The following is a 23,493-nucleotide window of genomic DNA, read 5'->3' as shown; positions in this document are numbered from 1 at the left end:
GATAATGGAATAACTTGTTCAATAAACCTCAATATTGACCCGCCATCGAGGGGCGTATAGTGACCGCTGAATATTTTACATAGTCGGTTCCCCCAGAAGAGAACCGCAGGAGAGGCGATATGAAGCATGACTATTTTGTGGTGCAACAGCCACCTTCACCTAAGCAGTTGTTTTTACTATTTCACGGCGTAGGCGACAACCCGGTTTCTATGGGACAGATTGGCCGTTATTTTGCCAATGCATTTCCCATGGCGCAGGTTATCAGTGTGGGGGGCCCGGAAGCGATTGGCTTGGGCGAAGGACGCCAGTGGTTTTCGGTTCAGGGGGTAACGGAAGATAACCGTGCCCGCCGCGTGAATGCCGTTATGCCGCGTTTTATCGATACGGTTCGCTATTGGCAGGCATCCACGGGAATCGATTATTCCCACACGGCGTTGATTGGTTTTTCTCAGGGCTCAATCATGATCCTGGAAGCGCTGAAAGCAGAGAAGAATCTGGCTGGGCGGGTTGTGGCATTCAGTGGCCGTTTTGCCACGCTGCCTGACCAGCCGATGTACGATGTTGTGGTCCATCTGGTTCATGGTGAGGAAGACCCGGTGATTACCGTGGATCATGCCCGGCAGGCAGCACAGAGCTTGCGCGCTCAGGGATCGGATTTTACGTTGGATCTGGTGCCGCAACTCGGGCACGCTATTGATGGCCGCATGATGGAATACGCGTTGGACCGACTGCATCACTATATTCCTAAACGTTTCTGGGATGAGGCGGTGATGGGGGAACGCGGTGAGCTGGTGGCATTTCGCTAACTGACCGATGACGGGTTTCGTGTTTTAAGCCACGTATTTTACGCTATGTATTTTAAGTGAGAAATGCGGCAGAAACCGCCCATCAATAAACAGGCCGGGCCACATAGTGACCCGGCCTTATGATGTTCATGTATGTTTCAGGGTTTTTTCTGTGGCCAGTCGTCTTCGTCGTCCCACTGTGCGTTGTTATCGCGGTGCGGCGGCAAAGGCGGTTTGTTATTCAAAAAGCGTTTATGATCAAGGCGACGTAGCTCTTTGATACCGTTGACCAGCATTCCCACTAGCACCAGCAGTATCACCCACCAGTAATCAGCCAGCCATCCCATGGTTGTTCCTCGTTATTTTGGCGAATCTTCTCGTATACGCCTTATTGTAGCTGGTAAGCCGCCATTATTTCAGGCTGTCGGTGTACACAGACCTGCATGCAGCAGGTCAGCGGATACACTGTCTATCAACCGATATATTGATCAACCGATATATTGTGTATCAACAGACAGTATAAAGCGCTGAAACAGGCTCGGTAGATTGGGTTCCAGCCATTCCCGCCCGGCAATGTCTTCGCCTTGCCAGGCGTGTAAAATGCACTCAGGCGTTAGCTGTGACTGAGCAACCTGAGCCAGCGGTGCGTAGCTGATATGCCAGGGTTCTATCGCGACCCCACCGTTATCCTGGGCGAATGGCCGGTAAAAACCGAAGCGGGCCATATGGCGGGTGAGCCAGTCGTTCAGACCGGAAAAATAGCCGCCTGACTGGTATTCCCAAGGTTCCAGTTGTAATTTCTGGCCAGCGGGTAATAAGTCTGGGTCGTAAACATCCAGATCACTGCCCCAATGATGACGGCTACCACCTGGCAATGCAGACCAACGCAGAATAGCCTCACAACGCGCGCCTTCATCCAGTGTGAGTGCATCGATCGGCTGGCAGTGATGGTCCAGCAGCGGGCGCTGACCGGTAAACTTGCCATTCCAGATCTGGCGCTGGCGGTCAAAATCGCGAAATGTGCTGGCAGGCTGTAAATTGAATCCATCTTGTCGCGCCGCCTGCTGCATAGCAGTAAACGCCGCGACCGCTTCACGCTGCAGACGGTGTGAACCGCTCAACGTCACCAGATGGCGGTCGCTTTTGCCAGTCAGGCAGGCGGGGGACATCATGCGATCAATTGCTCCATAATACGTTGATACATGCGGCTGAGCAGTTGCAGGTCGGCAGCGCTGACGCACTCGTTCACTTTATGGATGGTGGCGTTGACCGGACCCAATTCGACAACCTGCGCACCCATACGGGCAATAAAGCGACCGTCTGACGTACCGCCGGTAGTCAGGAGTTGCGGCGTGATTTCACTGTAATGCTCCACTGCGTTGACGACGGCATCGACCAGCTCGCCGCGTCCGGTCAGGAATGGATGACCAGACAACTGCCATTCCAGTGTGTAATTAAGTTGGTGGCTGTCCAGCAGCGCCTTGACCTGCTCTTTAATCAGTTCATCGGTCAATTCAGTGCTAAAGCGGAAATTGAACTGGACGAACAGTTCGCCAGGGATAACGTTATTGCTACCGGTACCGGCGTTGATATTGGCTATCTGCATGCTGGTAGGCGGGAAAAATTCATTGCCCTGATCCCAGACGGTCTCCACCAGTTCATTGAGCGCGGACATCGCCCGATGCACCGGGTTATCCGCCAGATGTGGGTAGGCAACGTGCCCCTGAACGCCATGAACCCGCAGATTGGCGGTGATGGAGCCGCGTCGGCCATTTTTCACCACATCGCCAACACGTTCGGTACTGGATGGCTCGCCGACCAGGCAATAGTCCAACCGCTCCTGGCGTGCCATCAATGCTTCGACCACCTTGACGGTACCGTTAACGGCACTGGCTTCTTCGTCAGAGGTGATGAGAAACGCCAGGCGCCCCTGATGATTAGGATGCGCTGCGACAAACCGCTCTGCTGCCACAACCATGGCGGCCAGCGAGCCTTTCATGTCTGCTGCACCGCGCCCAAACAACATGCCATCGCGAATAGTGGGTTCAAACGGTGGGGTCTGCCACTGACTTTGGTTGCCAACCGGTACCACATCGGTGTGACCGGCAAATGCCAGAGTCTTTCCCTGGCCTCGCCAGGCCCAGAAGTTCTGGGTATCACCGAAGTCCATCGCTTCAATAACAAAGCCGATAGCTTTCAGACGCTCAATCATCAGTGCCTGACAGCCTGCGTCATCCGGGCTGAGGGACGGGCGTTTAATGAGTTGCTGGGCCAGTTCAATTACCGGGCAAGACATGTGCGGTATTCTCCGTAAAAAAGTGCTGATAGCTGTCGTCACTAAAACCAAGCAGGGTTTTCCCATCATCGGTTACCAGTAACGGGCGTTTTATCAACGCCGGTTGCTCCAGCATAACAGCTTTTGCCGCCACATCGTTGTTGATGCTGTTGCGATAGGCTTCGTCCAGCTTACGCCAGGTGGTGCCGCGGGTGTTGAGCAACGGCTGCCAGCCAATGTCATCTATAAATGATTGCAGACGCTCTGCGGTTAACCCGTCTGCCCGGTAGTCGTGGAAGCGATAGTCGATACGATGCTCTTCCAGCCAGCGACGGGCCTTCTTTATGGTGTCGCAGTTCTTGATTCCATACAGGGTGATAGCCATATATTTAAAACTCGTTACTTTTCATGTTATAAGGCGAAAAAGCATACCGCATAACGATGAAATACGGCAGAGTATTAAAATTATCTTAAGAAATCATAGGGTTGGAATTAACGAAAAGTTGCGGAAATGCGAAAGAGAGCACATTTCTGCGCCCCAAAGTCTTTATCTTGGTCAAAAAAGAAGCGTATAATAACCCTGTAAGACCACAAAGCCTTAAGGAGCTACCAACATGATCGAAATCGAACTCAACAACTGGAAAAGCTTCATCGACGCAATGCTGCGTAAGTAATTGCTGATGTATTTAGACTAGTACAATTTTATTTACTGTCATTAGTTACCAGGACCCATATTGAGTGTTACCAAAGCAGCAACCCACGGGTTGCTGCTTTTTTTATGTGACTGACAACGCTTTTAATGAACTGATTTATAAAAATTAATTTTCGCTTAAGGTGGTTGTGTTATCCATAAACTCCCCCGTTTTACCCCATTTTTCTCTTTTCATTTTTGTGATCTATGTCGCTAATTTTCGCTCATGTTTTTCAGATTTCTGCCGCCGGTGAGGAAGGCGAAATGAGGAAGCCTGAGTAAATAAAAGAGGCTATTATTTGCATTTGTCGTTACCCATGTCGGTGAGCCATGTCGATCGAGGATTAAGGTGGTAAAGACATAAGTTGATAACGACATTCGCTGGCAAAGATGGATGGGTTGGGTGACGCCGGAGACGCCGGAGTAGTAGTCAATGTGATCCCCGGTTCAGGCCATCGACATCTCAGTTTATCGCCCCGGTGTTTGCGATGATCGCGGTGCTAGTAAAATGTACGAATAAAAAGAGAGTGACCACCCACGCATAAGATGCCAAATAATGCCGATGCGGCTGGTAAATCTGTGGGATGAATGGAGTCAGTTCGCTTTTTTATCATGTTTTATCACTTTTTGGTGATGTTCGGCTGGACAAATGCGCCGCTACTTGCTGTACTGTATTTGACACAGATTTTGTGTCGTTCATTCATGTAAAGGTAAGTTTGATGTCTAAGATTAAAGGTAGCGTTAAGTGGTTTAATGAGTCCAAAGGATTCGGTTTCATTACTCCGGAAGATGGCAGCAAGGACGTATTCGTTCACTTTTCTGCTATCCAGAGCAACGGTTTCAAAACCCTGGCTGAAGGTCAGCGCGTAGAGTTTGAAATCACCAGCGGCGCTAAAGGACCTTCTGCTGCTAACGTTATCGCTATTTAATTATACCGATTTCCTGAAAAACCCGCCTTATGGCGGGTTTTTATTTTGTATTTTACTCTTCTCTTAATGGGTACTCAGCCAGCCCATCAGCGCAAATGCCAGTGCCGTCATCATCAGTGAACCAAGCAAATTAAGCAGCAGATTGAACAACGCCGCTGCCCATTCACCGCTCTGCAGTAAGGTCACCATTTCGTAGGAAAAGGTGGAAAACGTTGTCAAACCACCGCAGAAACCGGTTGTGAGCAACAGTTTCCAGTGTGGCGGAAGGTCAGGCTGGCGGATGAAATAGCTCATGCAGGCACCGATAATGAAGGCTCCTGACAGGTTTGCCAGCAGCGTGCCCGCCGGAATCTGGGGAAACAGGTTGTTAAAACGCACACTCAATTGCCAGCGTGCGACGCTGCCCAATCCGCCGCCAAGAAAAATAGCAAGTAACGTACTGTACATAGTCACCTTTTCGTTCAGGTGTAAGTTAGACTACTCTCGAAAGGGCACGAGTGATGCCGATTGAGGGACGCGTAGACATCATCAGCCGGAAAGGCGGTTATGGAGGAATGTCATCTCCGTTACTGTCTGATAAAGTTTACCTATATGTCGATGTGTTTTGTAGCCGTGGTAGTTTTACCAAATGTATCCGCCGGTTATGAAGGAGCCTGATATGAAGGTGGCGCTTGGTCAATTTGCGGTTCAGCGTTTATGGCAGGACAATGCCCAGACCTGCATGACATTAATGGTACAGGCTGCCTCTGTCGGTGCTGATCTGCTGGTGTTGCCGGAGGCTGTACTGGCGCGTGATAATGCGGACCCAGAATGGGGCGTCGGGTGTGCCCAACCGATAACTGGCCCTTTTGTTAGCCAACTGCTGGCGGCGAGTCAGTCACTGGATATTAGCGTTGTGTTTACCTTGCATACCCCAGCGGCAGAAGGGAAGGTGCATAACACATTGCTGGTTATCCGGCGGGGAGAAGTCCTGGCCCATTACCATAAACTGCATTTGTATGATGCTTTCTCGGTACAGGAGTCCCGCCGGGTGACGCCGGGCAGTGCGTTGCCTCCAGTGGTGGAGATTGCGGGAATGCGGGTCGGGTTGATGGTGTGCTACGACATTCGTTTTGCCGAGATGGCGCGCCAGTTGGCGATTAGTGGCGCTGATGTTCTGGTCGTCCCGGCGGCCTGGGTGAAAGGGCCGCACAAAGAAGCTCACTGGGAGTTACTGGCGCGAACCCGAGCGCTGGAAAATACCTGCTATCTGGTCGCGACCGGAGAGTGTGGTGACAGGAATATCGGCAATAGCATGGTGATAGACCCTATGGGGGTGGTGATTGCTCAGGCTGCTGAGCAACCGCAATTGTTGCTGGCGGAATTGCACCTGGAGCGAATTCAAACCGTTCGTCGCCAGTTACCTGTGCTACATCACAATCGCTTTAAGCCACCTGTATTACGATAAGGGTAAGGCTTTTCTGGTCGGGTAAATGCATCGGGTAATGCGTTGGGTCTTACTTTGTTACAGATAGGCATTGCCTTATCCGGTATATCGATTTAAAAAGAGCATTATTAATGCATTAAAGCGCGCTGGCTTTTCCAGCTCACATTATCAGGTAGGTATGTATGGAAGGTATCAGTATTGCCAAACTTTTAGTGATTGGCGCCTTGATTGTTCTGCTGTTTGGCACCAATAAATTGCGCAGTCTGGGCGGCGATCTGGGCGCGGCTATCAAAGGCTTCAAGAAAGCCATGAACGATGATCAGCCAGCGGCGAAATCTTCCGCTCAGGATGAACATCATGCTGCTATCAGCGAGACGCGTCCGAAAGAATAAGCGTATCAGCTGACAGTATTGAAACGAAAAAGCGGAGGGGGCTACCCATCCGCTTTTTGTGTTGCTCATTTTTTGGTAAGGGAATGTTGCAGGTAATAACCTGTTATTTCACTTCAATCCCTTTAGCCTGCAGGTCTGCATGGTAGGAAGAGCGAACAAACGGACCACAGGCAGCATGGGTAAAGCCCATTGCCAGCGCTTCCGCTTTCATTTCTTCAAATTCTTCCGGCGGCACATAACGCTGTACTGGCAGGTGATGACGGCTAGGTTGCAGGTATTGTCCCAATGTCAGCATGGTCACACCGTGACGACGCAAATCGCGCATCACATCCAGAATTTCGTCGTTGGTTTCACCCAGGCCCACCATCAGACCGGATTTGGTCGGAATGGTTGGATGAGACGCTTTGAATTTCTCCAGCAATTTTAGCGACCATTCATAATCGGCACCCGGACGAACCTGACGATAAAGACGCGGCACGTTTTCCAGATTATGGTTGAACACGTCTGGCGGCGTGGCGGTTAAAATATCCAGTGCGCGGTCCATACGGCCGCGAAAATCCGGCACCAGTGTTTCGATTCTGATGGTTGGGTTTTTGCGGCGTATCGCACTGATACAGTCAGCAAAGTGCTGTGCACCGCCATCACGCAGGTCATCGCGGTCAACCGATGTGATGACCACATAACGTAACCCCATATCATGGATAGTTTGCGCCAGTTTTTCCGGTTCGTTGGCATCGGGCGTCAGCGGGCGGCCGTGGGCAACATCACAGAATGGGCAACGGCGGGTGCAGATAGCCCCGAGAATCATGAACGTGGCGGTACCGTGATTAAAACACTCCGCCAGGTTAGGGCAGGAGGCTTCTTCGCAAACCGAGTGCAGACCATTGCGGCGCATGGCGTCCTTGATGCCCTGAATCCGGCTGGAGTCCGCAGGTAATTTTATCTTCATCCATTCTGGTTTGCGGAGCATTTCCTGACGCTCGGTAGCGACGGTGCGTACCGGGATCAGGGCCATTTTGTCTGCATCGCGGTATTTGACGCCACGTTCGATCTGAATCGGTTTACTCATGGTTGCGTAATTTCCAGTTCTGAATCGCTGTTATGAATTTATCTAAAATTCATTGGATTACGTGAGTGATTAAACTTTTTTTTAAAAAACTCACAAAATTATATCATCTTTGTCTTCTGACGAGCAGCCATAGAACAACAAAATGCAGAAACAATGTAAATAAACTGTAACTGAATGGTTTTGGTCGATGTCACTCGATATGCAGCGGGTGCGGTTCTCCCTGCTGTGACCAGTCCCAGTCCAGCCATTCTTGCTGTTGGTAGTCCAACTGTGTCATAAACGCGTTCACCATGACTGGTGCGGTGTTGGCTACCGTTGTACCAGGAACCAGTTCACTGAGCTGGGTCATGCTCATACCCGCGTAGCCGCAAGGGTTGATGCGCAGGAAAGGGGACAGGTTCATCGCAATATTTAGCGCCAGACCATGAAACGAGCAACCGTGCCGGATACGCAATCCCAGCGAGCAAATTTTACGCTCGCCGACATAGACACCGGGAGCATCCGGGCGCGCATGCGCTTCAACAGCATAATGCGCCAGCGTGTTGATGACGGTATTTTCGATAGTGGTCACTAACTGGCGTACGCCCACTTTACGTCTTTTGATATCAATCAGCACATACATCACTTGCTGGCCAGGACCGTGATAGGTGACCTGACCACCGCGATCGCTTTGGATCACAGGAATATCACCAGGCATCAGGACGTGTTCGGCTTTGCCTGCCTGACCTTGGGTAAAAACGGGCAGATGCTGCACCAGCCATAACTCGTCGGCGCTGTTGCTATCCCGCTGCTCAGTAAAGGTATGCATGGCCTGCGATACCGGTTCATAAGGCTGTATGCCTAATTGACGCACTATGATCGTATTGCGTGCTGTGAGCGTATCTTGTTGCAAGAGTGTCATCGTCGGGTAAAGAAGGGATGAGCGCAATTATAGCGAGGGGAGACTGGAGCGAATAGCGGTTTCCTCGCTTGTCTCCGGATTAGGGAGACAAGGCTGGGGAGTCGGGCTGGTTAGAGCACGACACGCACAATATCGATGTTACCCAGTTCTTCGTAGAGCGTTTCAACCTGCTCAATATGGGTCGCGGTGATGGTAATCGATACGGAGTGGTAATTGCCTTTGGTACTGGGCTTGACCTGTGGGGTGTAGTCACCGGGAGCATGGCGCTGAACCACTTCCACAACCAGATCCACCAGCTCCGGTTTTGCCAACCCCATGACCTTGTAGGTAAATGAACATGGAAATTCAAGCAGTTCGTTGAGTTTGGTTTTCATGGTGACTCCAGAGTTATTCATTAGTACAAAAATTACCACTCCCGCCGAAGCGGGAGTGTATAAGTATGACCGAAAGCGGGTTGTCGATCCTTAAGTGAGCAACATAAGGGCAGTTACTCAGGATTCAAGGGGGATCAACTAAACCAACGGTGGAACATCAGTTTGATGTAATCAAACAGGCGACCGAAAATACCGCCTTCTTTGACTTCGTTCATGACAACCAGCGGGCGCTGATCAATGACTTTGCCGTCGAGCTGGAAGTTGATAGTCCCTACCACCTGGTTTTTAGCCAGTGGCGCATGCAATTCTGTATTGGTCAGCACATAGCTGGCTTTCAGGTCTTTCATGCGTCCACGTGGGATGGTGATATAAACGTCTTTATCCACACCCAATGATACGCGGTCACTATTACCGAACCATACCGGCTCAGACGCAAACTCTTTACCGGTTTTCAGCGGTGCCACGGTTTCAAAGAAACGGAAACCCCAGGTGAGCAGTTTCTTGCTTTCTGTTTCTCGGCCTTTGAACGTCCGTCCACCCATGACCGCGGAAATCAGGCGCATCTGCCCTTCGGTCGCTGAGGCGACCAGGTTATATCCTGCTGACGCAGTATGACCGGTTTTGATGCCATCCACGGCCAGGCTGCTATCCCACAACAGACCATTGCGGTTCAACTGGCGGATGTTGTTGAAGGTAAATTCTTTTTCTTTATAGGTCGCGTATTCATCCGGGACATCACGGATCAATGCCTGACCAATCAGCGCCATATCGCGGGCTGAACTGTACTGGCCTTCCGCATCCAGACCGTGAACAGTTTTGAAGTTGGTATTCTGTAAGCCCAATGCCTTGACGTAACCATTCATCAGGTTGACGAACGCATCCTGACTGCCTGCTACGTAATCCGCCATTGCCACACAAGCATCGTTGCCGGATTGCAGAATGATTCCTTTATTCAGCAGGTAAACCGGTACATGATCACCCGGTTTGAGGAACATCAGTGATGAACCCTGAAAATCGGGGTTACCAGTCGCCCAGGCGTCTTTACCAATCGTCACGACGTCGTTTGGCGTAATTTTCCCGGACTTAATCGCCTGCCCGATAACATAACTGGTCATCATCTTGGTCAGACTGGCCGGATTGCGGCGGGTGTCGGCGTTCTTTTCCGCCAGGACTTTACCCGAGTTGTAATCAATCAGGATGTACGCTTCGGCATCAATATCCGGGACGGCAGGAATCATGGTTTTCAGATTAATGTCGTCTGCGTAGGCGAAAGTGGATGCACTGATGGCGAGCAACGTGCCGAGCGCAATACGTTTGGTAAAACAAGACGTGATTACTGTTTTCATGATTGGAACAACAACATCCGTGGGTATAAGTTAAAAAACGAGCCACACTATAGCAGATGAAAATCGGGGCGGCACCAGACAATACGTTACGTGATTTTGCTGATCGCCACAGGTGGTATCGTTATCGCTTGTGTCGATAAAGAAAGAGGGGATTAACCCCTCTTTCGGGAGTCAATGCGTTACTGCGCGCCAGATAATGTCGTGATAAATGACGGCTGCTGTGCTTCGCTGGACAGGCGCTGCTGTAGATCAACGGCCTGTTGGCGGTTCTGGAATGGGCCTAACTGTATGCGATACAAGCCGTTACTCAGGGTCACCTTGCCGGGCACGCGGAAACGCTCGTTCAGGCTTTTCAGCCAGGCTTGCGCCCGTTGCTGATCGCTCAGCGCCCCGACCTGCACCACAATATTACCCGAGCCTGCGGGCACGCTTGCCGATGATGATGCAAGGGATGACGTGGCGACAAAGGCTGCGCCGACCGCTGGTGTTGAGCGAACCGGTGCCGCGGCGGGAGTCGTTTCTGAACCTTCCAGTACACCGCTGGGCAGTGGTTTAGGCGCGCCGAGGAAACCGCCCCCGGTTGCGGTAGTGGTATGAAGGGCTGAGGCATCCGCAGCGCCAGTCATACCTGCGTTACTGGTAGCAGGTACCAGCGTCGCATTGCTGATGGGCCGTACGGTAGCGGCAGGCTGTGGCGCGCTTTCCATCATGGGGGTTCCCATACCGCTTGAGCCGAGTGTCGGGCGTGCAGGTAAGGCAAAGCTCTGCTTCGCGACACGTGTACCGATGGTTCCCGGGCCGGAGAGTGTACCGTCCGGTGCTACACTGATAAAGTCTACCTTCACCTTGGTATTATTGGACAGGTTAAGACGGTCGGCCGCCCCTTTGGTCAGGTCGATGATTCTGCCCGGCGTATAAGGCCCGCGATCGTTGATGCGCACGACCAGACGACGGCCGTTGCTGAGGTTGGTCACGCGTACATAACTGGGGATAGGCAGCGTTGGATGCGCCGCCGCCATCGCATTGACATCGAATTCTTCACCGGTCGCGGTGCGGTTACCGACAGATTCTCTGTCGTGCCAGGCGGCAAACCCGCTTTCACTGAAGTTTTCCGGGTTTTTGACAATACGGTATGTTTTACCATTCATGCTGTAATCTTGCATGTTGGCAGGGTTATACGGTTCGTAGCGCGGTTCGACACCGCCGATTTCTTCTACCGGGCCGTTGTATGCCGAGGCCTGCGGTGAGGGAGACTGCGGTTGTTCCGTGACGCTACAGCCAGCCAGAGCCAGGCTGAGCGCGCCAATCCAAACCCAATCCTTACGCATTGCTTACCCCTATAAATTCTTGGATAACATTTTGCGGTGAGTGTGTATCGACATGACGATACCGAATCCCGCCATCAAGACGACCAGCGCCGAACCGCCATAGCTGACCAACGGCAGCGGCACACCAACCACCGGCAGAATACCACTCACCATGCCGATGTTAACAAACACATACACGAAAAAGATAAGCATCAGCCCGCCGACCATCACCCGGCCGAAGGAGGTCTGCGCATTGGCGGCGATCACCAGACCACGCATGATCAGGAACAGATAAAGCGCCAGCAGAATCAGCACGCCGATCAAACCGAGCTCTTCTGCCAGTACGGCAAAAATGAAGTCGGTGTGGCGTTCTGGCAGGAACTCTAATTGAGATTGGGTGCCCTGTAACCAGCCTTTGCCGCTCAAGCCACCGGAACCTATTGCGATTTTCGACTGAATAATATGGTAGCCAGCCCCCAGAGGGTCGGTTTCCGGGTCAAGCAGCATCATGATTCGGTCGCGCTGATAATCATGCATCAGGAAAAACCACAACACGGGAATGAACGCGGCCAGCAAAATGGCCGCAACCGCAATCAGCCGCCAGCTCATGCCCGCAAGAAACAGCACGAACAAACCCGACGCACAAATCAGGATAGCGGTACCCAGGTCCGGCTGGGCGGCAACCAGCAGCGTGGGGACGAAGGTTAACGCCAGCGCGATAGCCGTGTTTTTTAGCGACGGCGGACACATATCACGGTTGATATAGCGAGCCACCATCAGCGGTACCGCAATTTTAGCGATTTCTGATGGCTGGAAGCGCACCACACCGAGGTCGAGCCAGCGTTGCGCCCCCTTACTGATTTGGCCGAAGACATCCACCAGGACCAGCAGAATAAAGCAAAAAATGTACAGATAAGGTGCCCAGCTTTCATACACCCGTGGCGGAATCTGCGCCATGCCAATCATGACGACCAGCCCCAGCACGCATTGGGCAACTTTGCGCTCCATCATTCCGGGGTCTTGCCCGCTGGCGCTCCACATGACGAACAGGCTATAGCCCAGTAACGCCATTACACACAGAAGGAAAGGCAGGTCAATGTGCAGTTTGGTCCAGATTGAGCCTTTTTGTTGACTGTCTGTCATGGTGTCTCTACTCGGTTTCACTGCCCGGCGGCGACGGCGGCGCGTCCGGCAGGCTGGTATTGTTGTCGCCCAACATAATATGGTCGAGGATCTGACGCACAATGGTCCCGACGGCGGGGCCTGCGCCGCCGTTTTCCAGAATGATGGACATAGCGACTTTCGGATTGTTGTAAGGGGCGAAAGCAATCATCAGCTTATGGTCACGTAGCCGCTCGGCAATCCGGTTGGCATTATAGGTTTCGTTTTCCTTCAAACCGAATACCTGTGCCGTCCCTGACTTGACCGCAATTTTATACGGCGCGTCGGCAAAGTATTTATGCGCGGTACCGTTCGGGCGGTTAGCTACACCATACATACCATCTTTGACGATTTCCCAATAACCGGAACGAATGTCACCAATCTGCTGGTGTTGTGGTTGACGGAATGGCACCTTCGTGTTGTTGTCCATGGTACTACCAAGCAGGTGCGGTACTTGCACCTGACCGTCATTAATCAGCGTCGTCAGCGCTTTCAGCATTTGAATCGGCGTAGCAGTCCAGTAACCCTGACCGATACCAACAGGGATAGTATCCCCTTGATACCACGGTTTCTTATAACGCTTTAATTTCCATTCACGCGTCGGCATGATGCCCGGACTTTCTTCTTTGTCGGACAAATCGATCCCCGTACGCTGACCGTAACCGAATTTCGTCATCCATTCGGACAGGCGGTCGATGCCCATATCGTAAGCCACCTGATAGAAGAAGGTATCCGCAGATTCTTCAATGGCTTTGGTCAGGTTCAGGCGACCATGCCCCCATTTTTTCCAGTCGCGAAACCGTTTTTCCGAACCTGGCAACTGCCACCAGCCAGGGTCGAACAGCGACGTATACGGGGTAATGACATTGGCACTGAGCGCAGAAACCGCGATATAGGGCTTGACGGTTGAAGCCGGTGGATAGACCCCTTGCGTCGCACGGTTGATCAACGGGCGATTTGGATCGTTTAGCAAGGCGTGATAGGTCTTACTGGAAATACCGTCTACGAACAGGTTCGGGTCATAGCTGGGGGTGGAGACCATCGCCAGAATAGACGCGTCTTTCGGATCGGTGACCACCACGGCGGCACGACTGCCTTCCAGCAATTTCTCGATATAAAGCTGAAGGTTGAGATCCAGTGTCAGGTAGATATCTTTACCCGCTTGCGGAGGTTGCTCGTGCAATTGGCGGATGACACGACCGCGGTTATTGACTTCCACTTCCTCGTAACCCGGTTTGCCGTGCAGCACATCTTCGTAATAACGCTCAATGCCGAGTTTGCCGATATCGTGCGTAGCGGCGTAATCCGCAAGCCTGCCTTCCTGGTCCAGCCGTTCCAGATCTTTATCGTTGATTTTAGAAACGTAGCCGATGACATGGGTGAGTGCGGAACCGTAAGGATAGTAGCGGCGTTGGTAGCCTTTGACTTCTACACCGGGAAAACGGTACTGGTTGACCGCGAAGCTCGCGACCTGCACTTCATTCAGTCCGGTTTTGACGGGGATAGAGGTGAAGCGGCGTGAGCGCTTGCGCTCTTTTCTGAAGTTATCGATGTCTTCATCGGTCAGGTCAACAATCGGCTTGAGCGCCTGTAGCGTCTCTTCCAGGTTGTTAACTTTTTCGGGAATCAGCTCTAACTGGTAAATGGTACGGTTGAGCGCCAGTGGCGTACCGTTACGGTCGTAAATGATGCCACGGCTGGGGGCGATAGGTACCAGCTTGATACGGTTTTCATTTGAACGGGTACGGTAATCGTCAAAACGTACAATCTGCAGGTGGTATAGGTTGGCGACCAGAATACCGCTTAGCAGCAAAATGCCCAGAAATGCGACCAACGCCCGGCGTACAAACAGGGCCGCCTCAGCCGTATAGTCACGAAAGGGTTTACGTTCTATATTCATCCAGCGATTGCTACTTCACAGGGTTCATCATTCGCCTTACTCCCGATGGTAAGGATGATTGGTGGTAATGCTCCAGGCCCGGTACAGACTTTCCGCTACCAGCACACGTACCAGCGGATGAGGCAGCGTCAGCGGTGACAGCGACCAACTTTGCTCCGCCGCGGCTTTGCATTGTGGTGCTAACCCTTCCGGGCCGCCGATCAGCAGACTGATATCGCGTCCGTCTTGTTTCCAGCGTTCCAGTTGTTGCGCCAACTGCGGCGTTTCCCAGCGCGAGCCGGGAATATCCAGCGTGACGATGCGGTTGCCTTTCCCTACAGCCGCTAGCATCAACTCACCTTCCCGCTCCAGAATCCGCTTGATATCCGCGTTTTTGCCACGCTTACCCGCTGGGATTTCCACCAGCTCAAACGGCATATCTTTGGGAAATCGGCGAAGATAATCGGTAAAACCTGTCTGCACCCAGTCGGGCATCTTGGTGCCGACGGCGACCAGTTGCAGCTTCATATCAGCCCCAGAGCTTTTCCAGTTCGTACAGGTGACGGCTTTCTTCCTGCATCACATGAACGATCACATCACCTAGGTCGACCACGACCCAATCGGCGTCATTTTCACCTTCGACACCTAACGGCATCAGTCCGGCAGCGCGGGATTCCTGTACAACGTGATCGGCGATAGAGCTGACATGGCGGCTGGATGTTCCGGTGCAAATCACCATGTAGTCAGTGATGCTGGATTTCCCTTTTACATTGAGCGCCACGATATCCTGACCTTTCAAATCGTCCAGTTTATCAATAACGAAATCTTGGAGTGCTTGGCCTTGCAAAGGTTCCCCCTTCGATAAGTGGTTAATCAGCCGGTTATGCCGGCCAGGCGGTAATTGCGGATAACAGCCGTTTTCACCGAAGCCTGAGGGCTATGGCAGGAGGTTTTCCTGTGGCTGAAACCAGCGGCGGAGTATATCACGGCCTTATAATGAGTGGTATCGACGTGTGGTTATCGATAGAGTCCGTGTGTGTCAATATACTTCAGCACACTCTCGGGCAGCAGGTCATGGCAGTCGAGGCCGTTTTGTCGACGCTGACGGATTTCTGTCGCTGAAATTGAGAGCAACGGCGTATGGGCAAGATAAATCAACCCGTGGTTTTGACGGTGTAATTGTGCGGCATCCTGGGTTTGATGCCGTGTCAACCAGGCTTCCAGTTCGTCGGTATCCAACTGTTGGCGATAACCGGGTCGGGCGCACACCAATAGGTGACAGTAGTCCAGAATTTCCTGCCAGCGGTGCCAGTGATGTAGCGTCAGCAGCGAGTCTTGCCCAATAATGAATGCCAGTGGCGTACTGGTGCCTTGCTCTGTACGCAACGCTTCCAGTGTCTCAATCGTATAGGACGGTGTGGCGCGTTGTAACTCACGAGGGTCCACGCAAAACAGCGGATTCCCCTGTACTGCCAGTTCTGCCATGGTCTTGCGCTGACTGGCGCTGGCTTCGGGCTGCTCGCGGTGCGGCGGCACATTATTGGGTAACAGAATGATGCGCTGAAGGCCGATTTCCTGCGCCAGTGCAGTAACCGGGCGCAGATGTCCGTAGTGAATCGGATCAAACGTACCGCCAAAATAGGCAGTCAGGGTAGGGCGAGTGGGGGATGTTGGCAAATCGCTATACCTCAAGCAGGCTGTCAGGCAGTGCTTTACCACACAGAATCATCGACAGCGTTTCCAGTTCGTCCCAGACTGGCTGCCCATAATTCTGTTTCAGGGTGATCTCCAGTCGGCTCAACAGGGTGATCGCCTGTTGTAACTGGGTTAACGACAGACGTTGCAATGCCTGCGTCAGTAGCGGCCGACGGTTTTGCCAGACTTTGTGCTGGTCAAGCAGCGTACGCAGCGGTGTATTTGTCATGTGCCGCTTTAACTGTAGCAGCAGCAACAATTCCCGTTGCACTGTGCGCAACAGAATGACCGGTTCACAATCTTCCAGCCGTAGTTGCTGAAGAATGTGCCATGCCCGTTTGCTTTTGCCGCCGAGCAAGGCATCCAGCCAATGGAATGGCGTAAAGTGAGCGGCGTCGTTGACGGCCTGTTCCACCCGGGGCAGCGTTAACTTGCCATCAGGATACAACAGTGAGAGTCGCTCCAGTGCCTGTACCAACGCCAGCATATTCCCTTCATAGCAATAGCAAATCAGTTGGCTGGCGGCATCATCCAGCTCCAGCTTCATATTTCTGGCTCGCTGGGCTACCCAGCGGGGAAGCTGTTCCTGTTCGGGCGTCATACAGGGAACATACACACCCTGTTGGGATAACGCTTTGAACCAGACGCTGTTTTCTTGTGCTTTGGTCAGCTTATTTCCTCTGACCATCAACAAAATATCGGGATGCAGCAGCGTGGTGAGTTTAACCAGTTGCTCACTGGCGGGGGCACCCGGGCCAGCATCTGGCAAAATCAGCAACAGGGTCTGACGGGATGCAAACAGGCTGAGTGCCTGACAAGTGGAAAAGATGGCATCCCAGTCGGTGCTGTTATCGAGCGTGAAACTAAAATGCTCCAGAAAATCCTGCTGACGGGCGACCGCACGAATGTGGTCCTGACTTTCCTGCAGCAATAAGGGTTCATTACCAAACAACAAATAACAGCCGCGCAGCCCCTCATGGAGCTGCGCGGTCAGTTGTTCGGGGTAGAGACGAATCATGGGTGTGCCGGAGTTGCAGCATTAGTCGCTGCTTTCTGGGCGCTTTTCGTGTTCTGGTTACCCTTGATGGTCAGCAGCTTGCGTACCAGTTGCTGAGCGGCCTGTTGACGCATTTCCTGTATGATAATGTCCTGCTCGGCGTCTTTAGCCAGCGCGGCCAGCGGGTTGTCAAAGAACGAGCGGAAAACCGTGACGCTGAGAGGATAAATATCATCCCCTGGGATCAGCACCTGGGCTTTCAGCACCATAACAAACTGATATTCCGCTGTTTTCCCATCCTGGAAAATGGACACCGTGTTGTGTGACAGGGTTTCTCCCATGTAACGCAGTGATGGAATATCTTTGCGATTAGTATCTTCCGTTACCTGAATATCGTTAAGGCGCAGTTGTTCACGAATAGCCCGCGTCGTTGGGCCATAGGGGTCGCCGCTGTCCAACATCAGATTATGCAACTGCGTCGGTATTTGGGTGGTGCCGCGCAGATGAAAGCCGCAGCCGGCGGTCATTAAGACCACCAGCCCCAGCACCAGCGTTAAAAACGGGTGTCGCACAGTACCTCCTTGCCTTAACCTACAACCAGGTTAAGCAGTTTGCCCGGAACGAAAATCACCTTGCGGACAGTCACGCCATCCAGATATTTTGCCACCAGCGGCTCCTGCGCTGCACGATCACGCACTTGCTGCTCGGTAGCATCGGCCGCTACGGTAATCTTGCCGCGAACTTTACCGTTAACCTGTACCACGACCAGGCGAGAATCTTCGACCATCGCCTGCTCATCCGCTACCGGCCACGGTGCCTGATCGATATCACCTTCGCCTTTCAGCTCGGTCCACAGTACGAAGCAGGCGTGTGGGGTAAACGGATAGAGCATCCGTACAACCGCCAGCAGCGTTTCTTGCGTCAGCGCGCGATCTTGCTCAGACTCTTGCGGCGCTTTAGCCAGCTTATTCATCAGCTCCATAATGGCAGCGATAGCCGTGTTGAAGGTCTGGCGGCGACCGATATCGTCGGTCACTTTCGCGATGGTTTTGTGCAGGTCACGGCGCAGCGCTTTCTGATCGTCGGTCAGGGCTGCCGTATCCAGCGGTGCGGTAGCACCTTTGCCGGTATGATCGTAAACCTGCTTCCAGACGCGTTTCAGGAAGCGGTTGGCCCCTTCAACACCAGATTCTTGCCATTCCAGCGTCATTTCCGCCGGTGATGCAAACATCATGAACAGACGGACGGTGTCAGCACCATAGCGTTCCACCATCACTTGCGGGTCGATACCGTTGTTTTTCGATTTCGACATTTTGCTCATGCCCGCATACACCAGCTCACGACCTTCACTATCAAACGCCTTGGTGATGCGGCCTTTGTCATCGCGCTCCAGTGTGACGTCGACTGGGGATACCCAGATACGCTCGCCGTTGTTGCCGAGATAATAGAATGCATCGGCCAGCACCATTCCCTGACACAGCAGACGTTTGGCTGGCTCATTCGAATTCACCAGACCGGCGTCACGCATCAGTTTGTGGAAGAAGCGGAAATACATCAGATGCATGATGGCGTGTTCGATACCGCCAATATACTGATCAACCGGTAACCAGTAGTTCGCTGCCGCCGGGTCGAGCATACCCTGATCGTACTGCGGGCAGGTATAGCGCGCGTAGTACCAGGAGGACTCCATAAAGGTATCGAACGTGTCGGTTTCACGCAGCGCTGGCTGACCGTTAACGGTGGTTTTAGCCCATTCGGGATCGGCTTTAATCGGGCTGGTGATCCCATCCATGACCACGTCTTCCGGCAGGATGACCGGCAATTGATCTTCTGGCGTTGGGATGACTGTGCCGTCTTCCAGCGTCACCATCGGGATAGGCGCACCCCAGTAGCGCTGGCGGGATACACCCCAGTCACGCAGACGATAATTCACTTTGCGCTGACCGACGCCTTGCGACACCAGTTTATCGGCGATGGCGTTGAACGCGGCGTCAAAATCCAATCCGTTGAACTCGCCAGAGTTAAACAGACAGCCTTTTTCTGTTTGCGCCTGAGCGGACAGATCCGGCTCGCTGCCGTCTGCCATCAGGATAACGGGCTTCACCGGCAGGTTATATTTGTGAGCGAATTCCCAGTCGCGCTGGTCGTGACCCGGCACCGCCATCACGGCTCCGGTACCGTATTCCATCAGCACGAAGTTGGCGGCCCATACCGGCACTTTCTCACCCGTCAGTGGGTGGATAGCGAACAGGCCGGTAGCGACGCCTTTTTTCTCCATCGTCGCCATGTCGGCTTCGGCCACTTTGGTATTGCGGCATTCGGCGATGAAGTCTTGCAGGACTGGGTTGTTTTCCGCCGCTTTCAGAGCCAGAGGGTGACCGGCTGCTACCGCAACGTAAGTGACGCCCATAAAGGTATCTGGGCGGGTGGTGTAAACGGTCAGCGTATCGTCGGCATCAGCGATACGGAAGGTGATTTCCACCCCTTCGGAGCGGCCGATCCAGTTACGCTGCATGGTTTTGACCTGCTCCGGCCAGCTTTCCAGCGTATCGAGGTCGTTGAGCAACTCGTCAGCATACGCGGTGATTTTGATGAACCACTGCGGAATTTCCTTGCGTTCTACTTTGGTATCACAGCGCCAGCAGCAGCCGTCGATCACTTGCTCGTTGGCCAGTACCGTCTGGTCGTTCGGGCACCAGTTCACCGCGGAGGTTTTTTTGTAAACCAGACCTTTTTCATACAGCTTGGTGAAGAACCACTGTTCCCAGCGATAGTAATCTGGTTTACAGGTGGCGACTTCGCGATCCCAATCGTAACCAAAACCCAGCAGTTTCAGCTGGTTCTTCATGTATTCGATATTGGCGTAGGTCCAGGGAGCCGGTGCCGTATTGTTCTTCACCGCCGCGCCTTCTGCCGGCAGGCCGAAGGCATCCCAGCCGATCGGCTGCAATACGTTTTTACCCAGCATGCGCTGATAACGGGAGATCACGTCACCGATGGTGTAGTTGCGGACATGACCCATGTGAAGACGGCCGGAAGGATAAGGCAGCATGGAAAGGCAATAGTATTTTTCCTTGCCGGGTTCTTCGGTCACTTTGAAAGTCTGTTTTTCTTGCCAGTGAAGTTGGACGTGCGCTTCGATATCTTCCGGGCGGTATTGCTCTTGCATGGCTGCCAGTGGTCCTTAGTGAAATTGCTAACGCGATAGCATGTTCTGTTTCATTTCAAAAGATCCGCATAGCATAGCTGATAAGCAACGGGCTCAACAACCGCTTGAGGCGCTCTGTAGCTGATTTATGCGGTGTTAGTGGCGAAGAACGTGGCAAGATGAGGGAGAAAACTGCGGATTGGGAAGCGGCTCCCGGTAGTGTTGTAAAAATCATCTACACTAGACTTTGCAGGCCCGTCGATAAGCGATTTTACGCTAAGGAGTCACGATGAGCAAAGTGGTGCGGTATTACCGGGAACTGATGTCTGCCGTTACCGAGTGGCTAAGCCGAGGTGAGAGAGACATAGATAAACTGATGTCGGATGCACGACGTCAGTTGCAGGAAACCAACGAACTGACGCAAAAGGAGATTGAGCAGGTAATACTGGCGCTCCAGCGTGATCTGGAAGCGTTTTCTCTCAGCTATGAGGAGAGCCAGAATGCCTTTTCCGACAGTGTCTTCATGCGTGTTGTCCGCGAAAGTTTGTGGCAGAACCTGGCGGATATCACTGACAAGACACAACTGGAGTGGCGTGAAGTATTCAAAGATGTCAGTCACCATGGCGTGTATCACAGTGGTGAAGTGGTGGGGCTGGGAAATCTGGTGTGTGAGCAGTGCCATCACCATATCGCCTTTTATACGCCAGAAGTGTTGCCGCTATGCCCGAAATGTGGGCACGACCAGTTCCATCGCCAGCCGTTTTCTCCGTGATCCCTTTTTCCGCTAAGTCCGTTATTGCTGAACAACCATAGATAAAAACAAGGGTGCCGGAGCACCCTTGTTATCGAGGTTAAATGTTATCGCGGTCAAATGTTATCGATGTCAAAAATCGACGGACGGTGAGACGTGCGTATTAATGCAGGATTTTAGCCAAAAAGTCTTTGGCGCGATCAGAGCGTGGGTTGCCGAAGAAATCCTCTTTACGCGTGTCTTCGATTATCTTGCCTTCATCCATGAAGATGACGCGATGTGCCACTTTGCGAGCGAAGCCCATCTCATGGGTAACGACCATCATGGTCATGCCTTCCTGCGCCAGTTCAACCATTACGTCCAGCACTTCGTTGATCATTTCCGGGTCGAGCGCCGAGGTTGGCTCGTCAAACAGCATCGCAACCGGGTCCATGCACAGCGCGCGCGCGATCGCCACACGCTGTTGCTGGCCGCCGGATAACTGCCCGGGGAATTTATTGGCGTGGGACGACAATCCGACGCGGGCCAGCAGTTTCAATCCCTTCTCACGGGCGGCTTCTTTATCACGCTTGAGTACCTTGACCTGCGCTAACGTCAGGTTGTCGACAATAGACAAGTGTGGGAACAGCTCGAAATGCTGGAACACCATGCCCACTTTGGAGCGCAGTTGTGCCAGGTTGGTTCGTTTATCGTTGACGACGATGCCGTTAACTTCGATCTGACCCTGCTGGATGGGTTCAAGGCCGTTTACGGTTTTGATTAAGGTCGATTTCCCGGAACCGGAAGGTCCGCAAACCACCACCACTTCACCTTTTTTTACTTCGGTGGAGCAGTCGGTCAGCACCTGAAATTGACCATACCACTTAGAAACATTTTCCAGGAAAATCATCAAACCGTCCTTCTCTTCAAATAATTGACCAGCATCGACGCCGAGAGGCTGATAACAAAATAGACAAACCCGGCGAACAGGATCATTTCTACCTGGGTGCCATCACGTTCGCCAATGGTGGATGCAGTACGGAAAAAGTCCGCCAGACTGAGCACATACACCAGCGAGGTATCCTGAAACAGCACGATACCTTGAGTCAGCAGTAAAGGTACCATAGCCCGGAATGCCTGAGGCAGAATCACCAGTTGCATGGATTGCCAGTGCGTCATTCCCAACGCCAGCGCTGCTGACGCCTGTCCACGGGAAATGCTCTGGATACCGGCGCGGATAATCTCGGAATAATAGGCCGCTTCGAACAACGAAAAGGCTACCATAGCCGATACCAGCCGAATATCGGTTTTCGGGGAAAGGCCAAGCACATTTTGTAATAAGCTAGGTACAATCAGGTAGAACCACAGCAGCACCATCACCAGTGGCACTGAACGGAACAGGTTGACGTACAGTTTGGCAAACCAACTGATGGGCTTAACCGGCGACAGTCGCATCACCGCCAGCACGGTTCCCCAGACTATCCCGACCACCACGGCTGTCAGGGTAATTTCCAGCGTCACTCCCATGCCTTTAATCAGGTAAGGCAGGCTGGGGGGAATGGAACTCCAGTCAAAGTTATACATTTATTTGCTCCCCAGGTTGCCCGGCAAACGGGTCTTACGCTCTACAACTTGCATCAACAGCATGATGATGGCGTTGATGCCGACATAAGCCAGCGTAATCGCGCTGAACGATTCGTAGGCGTGGGCAGAGTAATCCAACAGCTTGCCTGCCTGCGCTGCCATATCCATCAGACCGATAGTGGAGGCGATGGCGGAGTTTTTCACCAGGTTGAGCATTTCAGAGGTCAGTGGCGGCACAATCACCCGGTAGGCATTGGGCAGCAGAACATAACGGTACGTTTGCGCAAGTGTCAGGCCAATAGCTAAACCGGCCGCTTTCTGTCCACGCGGTAATGACTGAATGCCTGCCCGCACCTGTTCGCACACCCGTGCGGCGGTGAACATGCCCAGACAAAACATAGAAGACAGGAAAAATTGGATATTCGGGTCCAGCTCAGCTTTAAACCACATCCCTATTTTGGTCGGTAAAAGCTCAGGCACCACCAGATACCAGCTAAAAAACTGCACAATCAGCGGCACGTTGCGAAACATTTCCACATAACAGGTGCCGATACCCGATAGCAGACGATGAGGGACAGTACGAAGAATACCCAGTAGTGAGCCCAGCAGAAAAGCGATGACCCAGGCACATAGCGACAGTGAGACGGTGACCTGCAGGCCGGAAATAATCCACCCCAGATAGGTTGTATTTCCGAAAGGGGCAGGTTGCAGGAAGATACCCCAGTTCCAATCTATTGACATAACGAACTCCGGTAAAAAAGGGGTAGCGTTCGCTACCCCGAAGATTGGTGAGTGGCTCATGGA

Annotated in this window: 27 protein-coding genes and 1 riboswitch; of the genes, 6 read left to right on the top strand and 21 right to left on the bottom strand. The window is 52.6% G+C overall.

The window, feature by feature from the left end; all coding sequences use genetic code 11:
- Positions 1-119: 119 nt before the first annotated feature.
- Positions 120-806, top strand: a complete 687-nt coding sequence (gene ypfH, locus LF929_RS14680; protein ID WP_016941996.1) for an esterase — start codon at positions 120-122, stop codon at positions 804-806.
- Positions 807-943: 137 nt separating this feature from the next.
- Here the strand turns inward: ypfH and LF929_RS14675 are convergent, their stop codons facing one another.
- The 4 genes from LF929_RS14675 to LF929_RS14660 form a co-directional block, all read right to left on the bottom strand.
- A complete protein-coding gene (locus tag LF929_RS14675) occupies positions 944-1,132 on the bottom strand; it encodes a YpfN family protein (protein WP_016941995.1) in 189 nt (62 codons plus the stop codon).
- A 141-nt stretch (positions 1,133-1,273) separates the two neighbouring features.
- Complete coding sequence (locus tag LF929_RS14670) at positions 1,274-1,957, bottom strand: M15 family metallopeptidase (RefSeq protein WP_210174709.1); 684 nt, start codon at positions 1,955-1,957, stop codon at positions 1,274-1,276.
- On the bottom strand, positions 1,954-3,081 hold the full coding sequence (gene dapE, locus LF929_RS14665) for a succinyl-diaminopimelate desuccinylase (protein ID WP_038903741.1): 1,128 nt from the start codon (positions 3,079-3,081) through the stop codon (positions 1,954-1,956). The genes LF929_RS14670 and dapE overlap by 4 nt, the downstream gene beginning before the upstream one ends.
- Positions 3,062-3,445: an ArsC family reductase gene (locus LF929_RS14660; protein WP_012883849.1), complete on the bottom strand. Its 384-nt coding sequence runs from the start codon at positions 3,443-3,445 to the stop codon at positions 3,062-3,064. Before LF929_RS14660 ends, dapE begins: the two co-directional genes overlap by 20 nt.
- Before the next feature lie 229 nt (positions 3,446-3,674).
- Here LF929_RS14660 and ypfM point away from each other — a divergent pair, with 229 nt between their 5' ends.
- Positions 3,675-3,734 carry a protein YpfM gene (gene ypfM, locus LF929_RS14655; RefSeq protein WP_146214195.1) on the top strand — a complete coding sequence of 20 codons (60 nt, stop codon included), beginning with the start codon at positions 3,675-3,677 and terminating at the stop codon, positions 3,732-3,734.
- Between the two features lie 736 nt (positions 3,735-4,470).
- The gene (gene cspE, locus LF929_RS14650) at positions 4,471-4,680 is read left to right on the top strand and encodes a transcription antiterminator/RNA stability regulator CspE (RefSeq protein WP_009113827.1); all 210 of its coding nucleotides are present in this window, start codon (positions 4,471-4,473) and stop codon (positions 4,678-4,680) included.
- A gap of 63 nt (positions 4,681-4,743) precedes the next feature.
- Here the strand turns inward: cspE and crcB are convergent, their stop codons facing one another.
- On the bottom strand, positions 4,744-5,127 hold the full coding sequence (crcB, locus tag LF929_RS14645; RefSeq protein WP_210174707.1) for a fluoride efflux transporter CrcB: 384 nt from the start codon (positions 5,125-5,127) through the stop codon (positions 4,744-4,746).
- Positions 5,128-5,192: 65 nt separating this feature from the next.
- A riboswitch (Fluoride riboswitch) is annotated at positions 5,193-5,254 on the bottom strand.
- Positions 5,255-5,338: 84 nt separating this feature from the next.
- Here crcB and LF929_RS14640 point away from each other — a divergent pair.
- Together LF929_RS14640 and tatE are read left to right on the top strand one after the other, a co-directional pair.
- The gene (locus tag LF929_RS14640) at positions 5,339-6,127 is read left to right on the top strand and encodes a deaminated glutathione amidase (RefSeq protein WP_210174706.1); all 789 of its coding nucleotides are present in this window, start codon (positions 5,339-5,341) and stop codon (positions 6,125-6,127) included.
- Positions 6,128-6,288: 161 nt separating this feature from the next.
- Entirely contained in the window at positions 6,289-6,498 is a 210-nt protein-coding gene (tatE, locus tag LF929_RS14635; RefSeq protein WP_226092603.1) for a twin-arginine translocase subunit TatE, read from the top strand.
- Positions 6,499-6,601: 103 nt separating this feature from the next.
- Here tatE and lipA read toward each other — a convergent pair whose 3' ends face one another.
- The 13 genes from lipA to leuS all read right to left on the bottom strand — a co-directional run bounded on the left by lipA (position 6,602) and on the right by leuS (position 20,396).
- A complete protein-coding gene (gene lipA / locus LF929_RS14630; RefSeq protein ID WP_012883853.1) occupies positions 6,602-7,567 on the bottom strand; it encodes a lipoyl synthase in 966 nt (321 codons plus the stop codon).
- A 190-nt stretch (positions 7,568-7,757) separates the two neighbouring features.
- Positions 7,758-8,468 (bottom strand): lipoyl(octanoyl) transferase LipB, encoded by a 711-nt coding sequence (gene lipB, locus LF929_RS14625; RefSeq protein ID WP_226092602.1) that lies wholly within the window; start codon positions 8,466-8,468, stop codon positions 7,758-7,760.
- A 110-nt stretch (positions 8,469-8,578) separates the two neighbouring features.
- Positions 8,579-8,842: a DUF493 family protein YbeD gene (ybeD, locus tag LF929_RS14620; protein ID WP_012883855.1), complete on the bottom strand. Its 264-nt coding sequence runs from the start codon at positions 8,840-8,842 to the stop codon at positions 8,579-8,581.
- Between the two features lie 134 nt (positions 8,843-8,976).
- Positions 8,977-10,188, bottom strand: a complete 1,212-nt coding sequence (gene dacA / locus LF929_RS14615; protein ID WP_038903747.1) for a D-alanyl-D-alanine carboxypeptidase DacA — start codon at positions 10,186-10,188, stop codon at positions 8,977-8,979.
- A 179-nt stretch (positions 10,189-10,367) separates the two neighbouring features.
- Positions 10,368-11,516 carry an endolytic peptidoglycan transglycosylase RlpA gene (gene rlpA / locus LF929_RS14610; RefSeq protein ID WP_226092601.1) on the bottom strand — a complete coding sequence of 383 codons (1,149 nt, stop codon included), beginning with the start codon at positions 11,514-11,516 and terminating at the stop codon, positions 10,368-10,370.
- 9 nt (positions 11,517-11,525) lie between these two features.
- Positions 11,526-12,638, bottom strand: a complete 1,113-nt coding sequence (gene mrdB, locus LF929_RS14605) for a peptidoglycan glycosyltransferase MrdB (RefSeq protein WP_038903749.1) — start codon at positions 12,636-12,638, stop codon at positions 11,526-11,528.
- Between the two features lie 7 nt (positions 12,639-12,645).
- A complete protein-coding gene (gene mrdA / locus LF929_RS14600) occupies positions 12,646-14,556 on the bottom strand; it encodes a peptidoglycan DD-transpeptidase MrdA (protein WP_038903750.1) in 1,911 nt (636 codons plus the stop codon).
- A 36-nt stretch (positions 14,557-14,592) separates the two neighbouring features.
- Entirely contained in the window at positions 14,593-15,063 is a 471-nt protein-coding gene (gene rlmH / locus LF929_RS14595) for a 23S rRNA (pseudouridine(1915)-N(3))-methyltransferase RlmH (RefSeq protein ID WP_012883860.1), read from the bottom strand.
- 1 nt (position 15,064) lies between these two features.
- Entirely contained in the window at positions 15,065-15,382 is a 318-nt protein-coding gene (rsfS, locus tag LF929_RS14590) for a ribosome silencing factor (RefSeq protein WP_012883861.1), read from the bottom strand.
- A 170-nt stretch (positions 15,383-15,552) separates the two neighbouring features.
- A complete protein-coding gene (gene nadD, locus LF929_RS14585) occupies positions 15,553-16,227 on the bottom strand; it encodes a nicotinate-nucleotide adenylyltransferase (protein WP_210176559.1) in 675 nt (224 codons plus the stop codon).
- Positions 16,217-17,248, bottom strand: coding sequence for a DNA polymerase III subunit delta (gene holA, locus LF929_RS14580; protein WP_226092600.1), 1,032 nt, complete (start codon positions 17,246-17,248; stop codon positions 16,217-16,219). The genes nadD and holA overlap by 11 nt, the downstream gene beginning before the upstream one ends.
- Positions 17,245-17,799, bottom strand: a complete 555-nt coding sequence (lptE, locus tag LF929_RS14575; protein ID WP_038903753.1) for an LPS assembly lipoprotein LptE — start codon at positions 17,797-17,799, stop codon at positions 17,245-17,247. The genes holA and lptE overlap by 4 nt, the downstream gene beginning before the upstream one ends.
- A gap of 14 nt (positions 17,800-17,813) precedes the next feature.
- Positions 17,814-20,396, bottom strand: a complete 2,583-nt coding sequence (gene leuS / locus LF929_RS14570) for a leucine--tRNA ligase (protein ID WP_226092599.1) — start codon at positions 20,394-20,396, stop codon at positions 17,814-17,816.
- Positions 20,397-20,664: 268 nt separating this feature from the next.
- Between leuS and LF929_RS14565 the strand changes: the two genes are divergently transcribed.
- Entirely contained in the window at positions 20,665-21,147 is a 483-nt protein-coding gene (locus LF929_RS14565; protein ID WP_038907358.1) for a zinc ribbon-containing protein, read from the top strand.
- Positions 21,148-21,289: 142 nt separating this feature from the next.
- On the opposite strand, the gene LF929_RS14560 is transcribed toward LF929_RS14565, so the two are convergent.
- The 3 genes from LF929_RS14560 to LF929_RS14550 are packed head-to-tail and all read right to left on the bottom strand — an operon-like array spanning position 21,290 to position 23,430.
- Positions 21,290-22,015, bottom strand: coding sequence for an amino acid ABC transporter ATP-binding protein (locus LF929_RS14560; RefSeq protein ID WP_226092598.1), 726 nt, complete (start codon positions 22,013-22,015; stop codon positions 21,290-21,292).
- Complete coding sequence (gene gltK, locus LF929_RS14555) at positions 22,015-22,689, bottom strand: glutamate/aspartate ABC transporter permease GltK (protein ID WP_012883868.1); 675 nt, start codon at positions 22,687-22,689, stop codon at positions 22,015-22,017. The genes LF929_RS14560 and gltK overlap by 1 nt, the downstream gene beginning before the upstream one ends.
- The gene (locus LF929_RS14550) at positions 22,690-23,430 is read right to left on the bottom strand and encodes an amino acid ABC transporter permease (RefSeq protein ID WP_016941979.1); all 741 of its coding nucleotides are present in this window, start codon (positions 23,428-23,430) and stop codon (positions 22,690-22,692) included. It lies immediately after the preceding gene.
- Between the last annotated feature and the right edge of the window lie 63 nt (positions 23,431-23,493).

This window comes from Dickeya oryzae, assembly GCF_020406815.2.
GTDB classification, from domain to species: domain Bacteria; phylum Pseudomonadota; class Gammaproteobacteria; order Enterobacterales; family Enterobacteriaceae; genus Dickeya; species Dickeya oryzae.
This window is presented reverse-complemented; position numbering and strand designations above follow the sequence as displayed.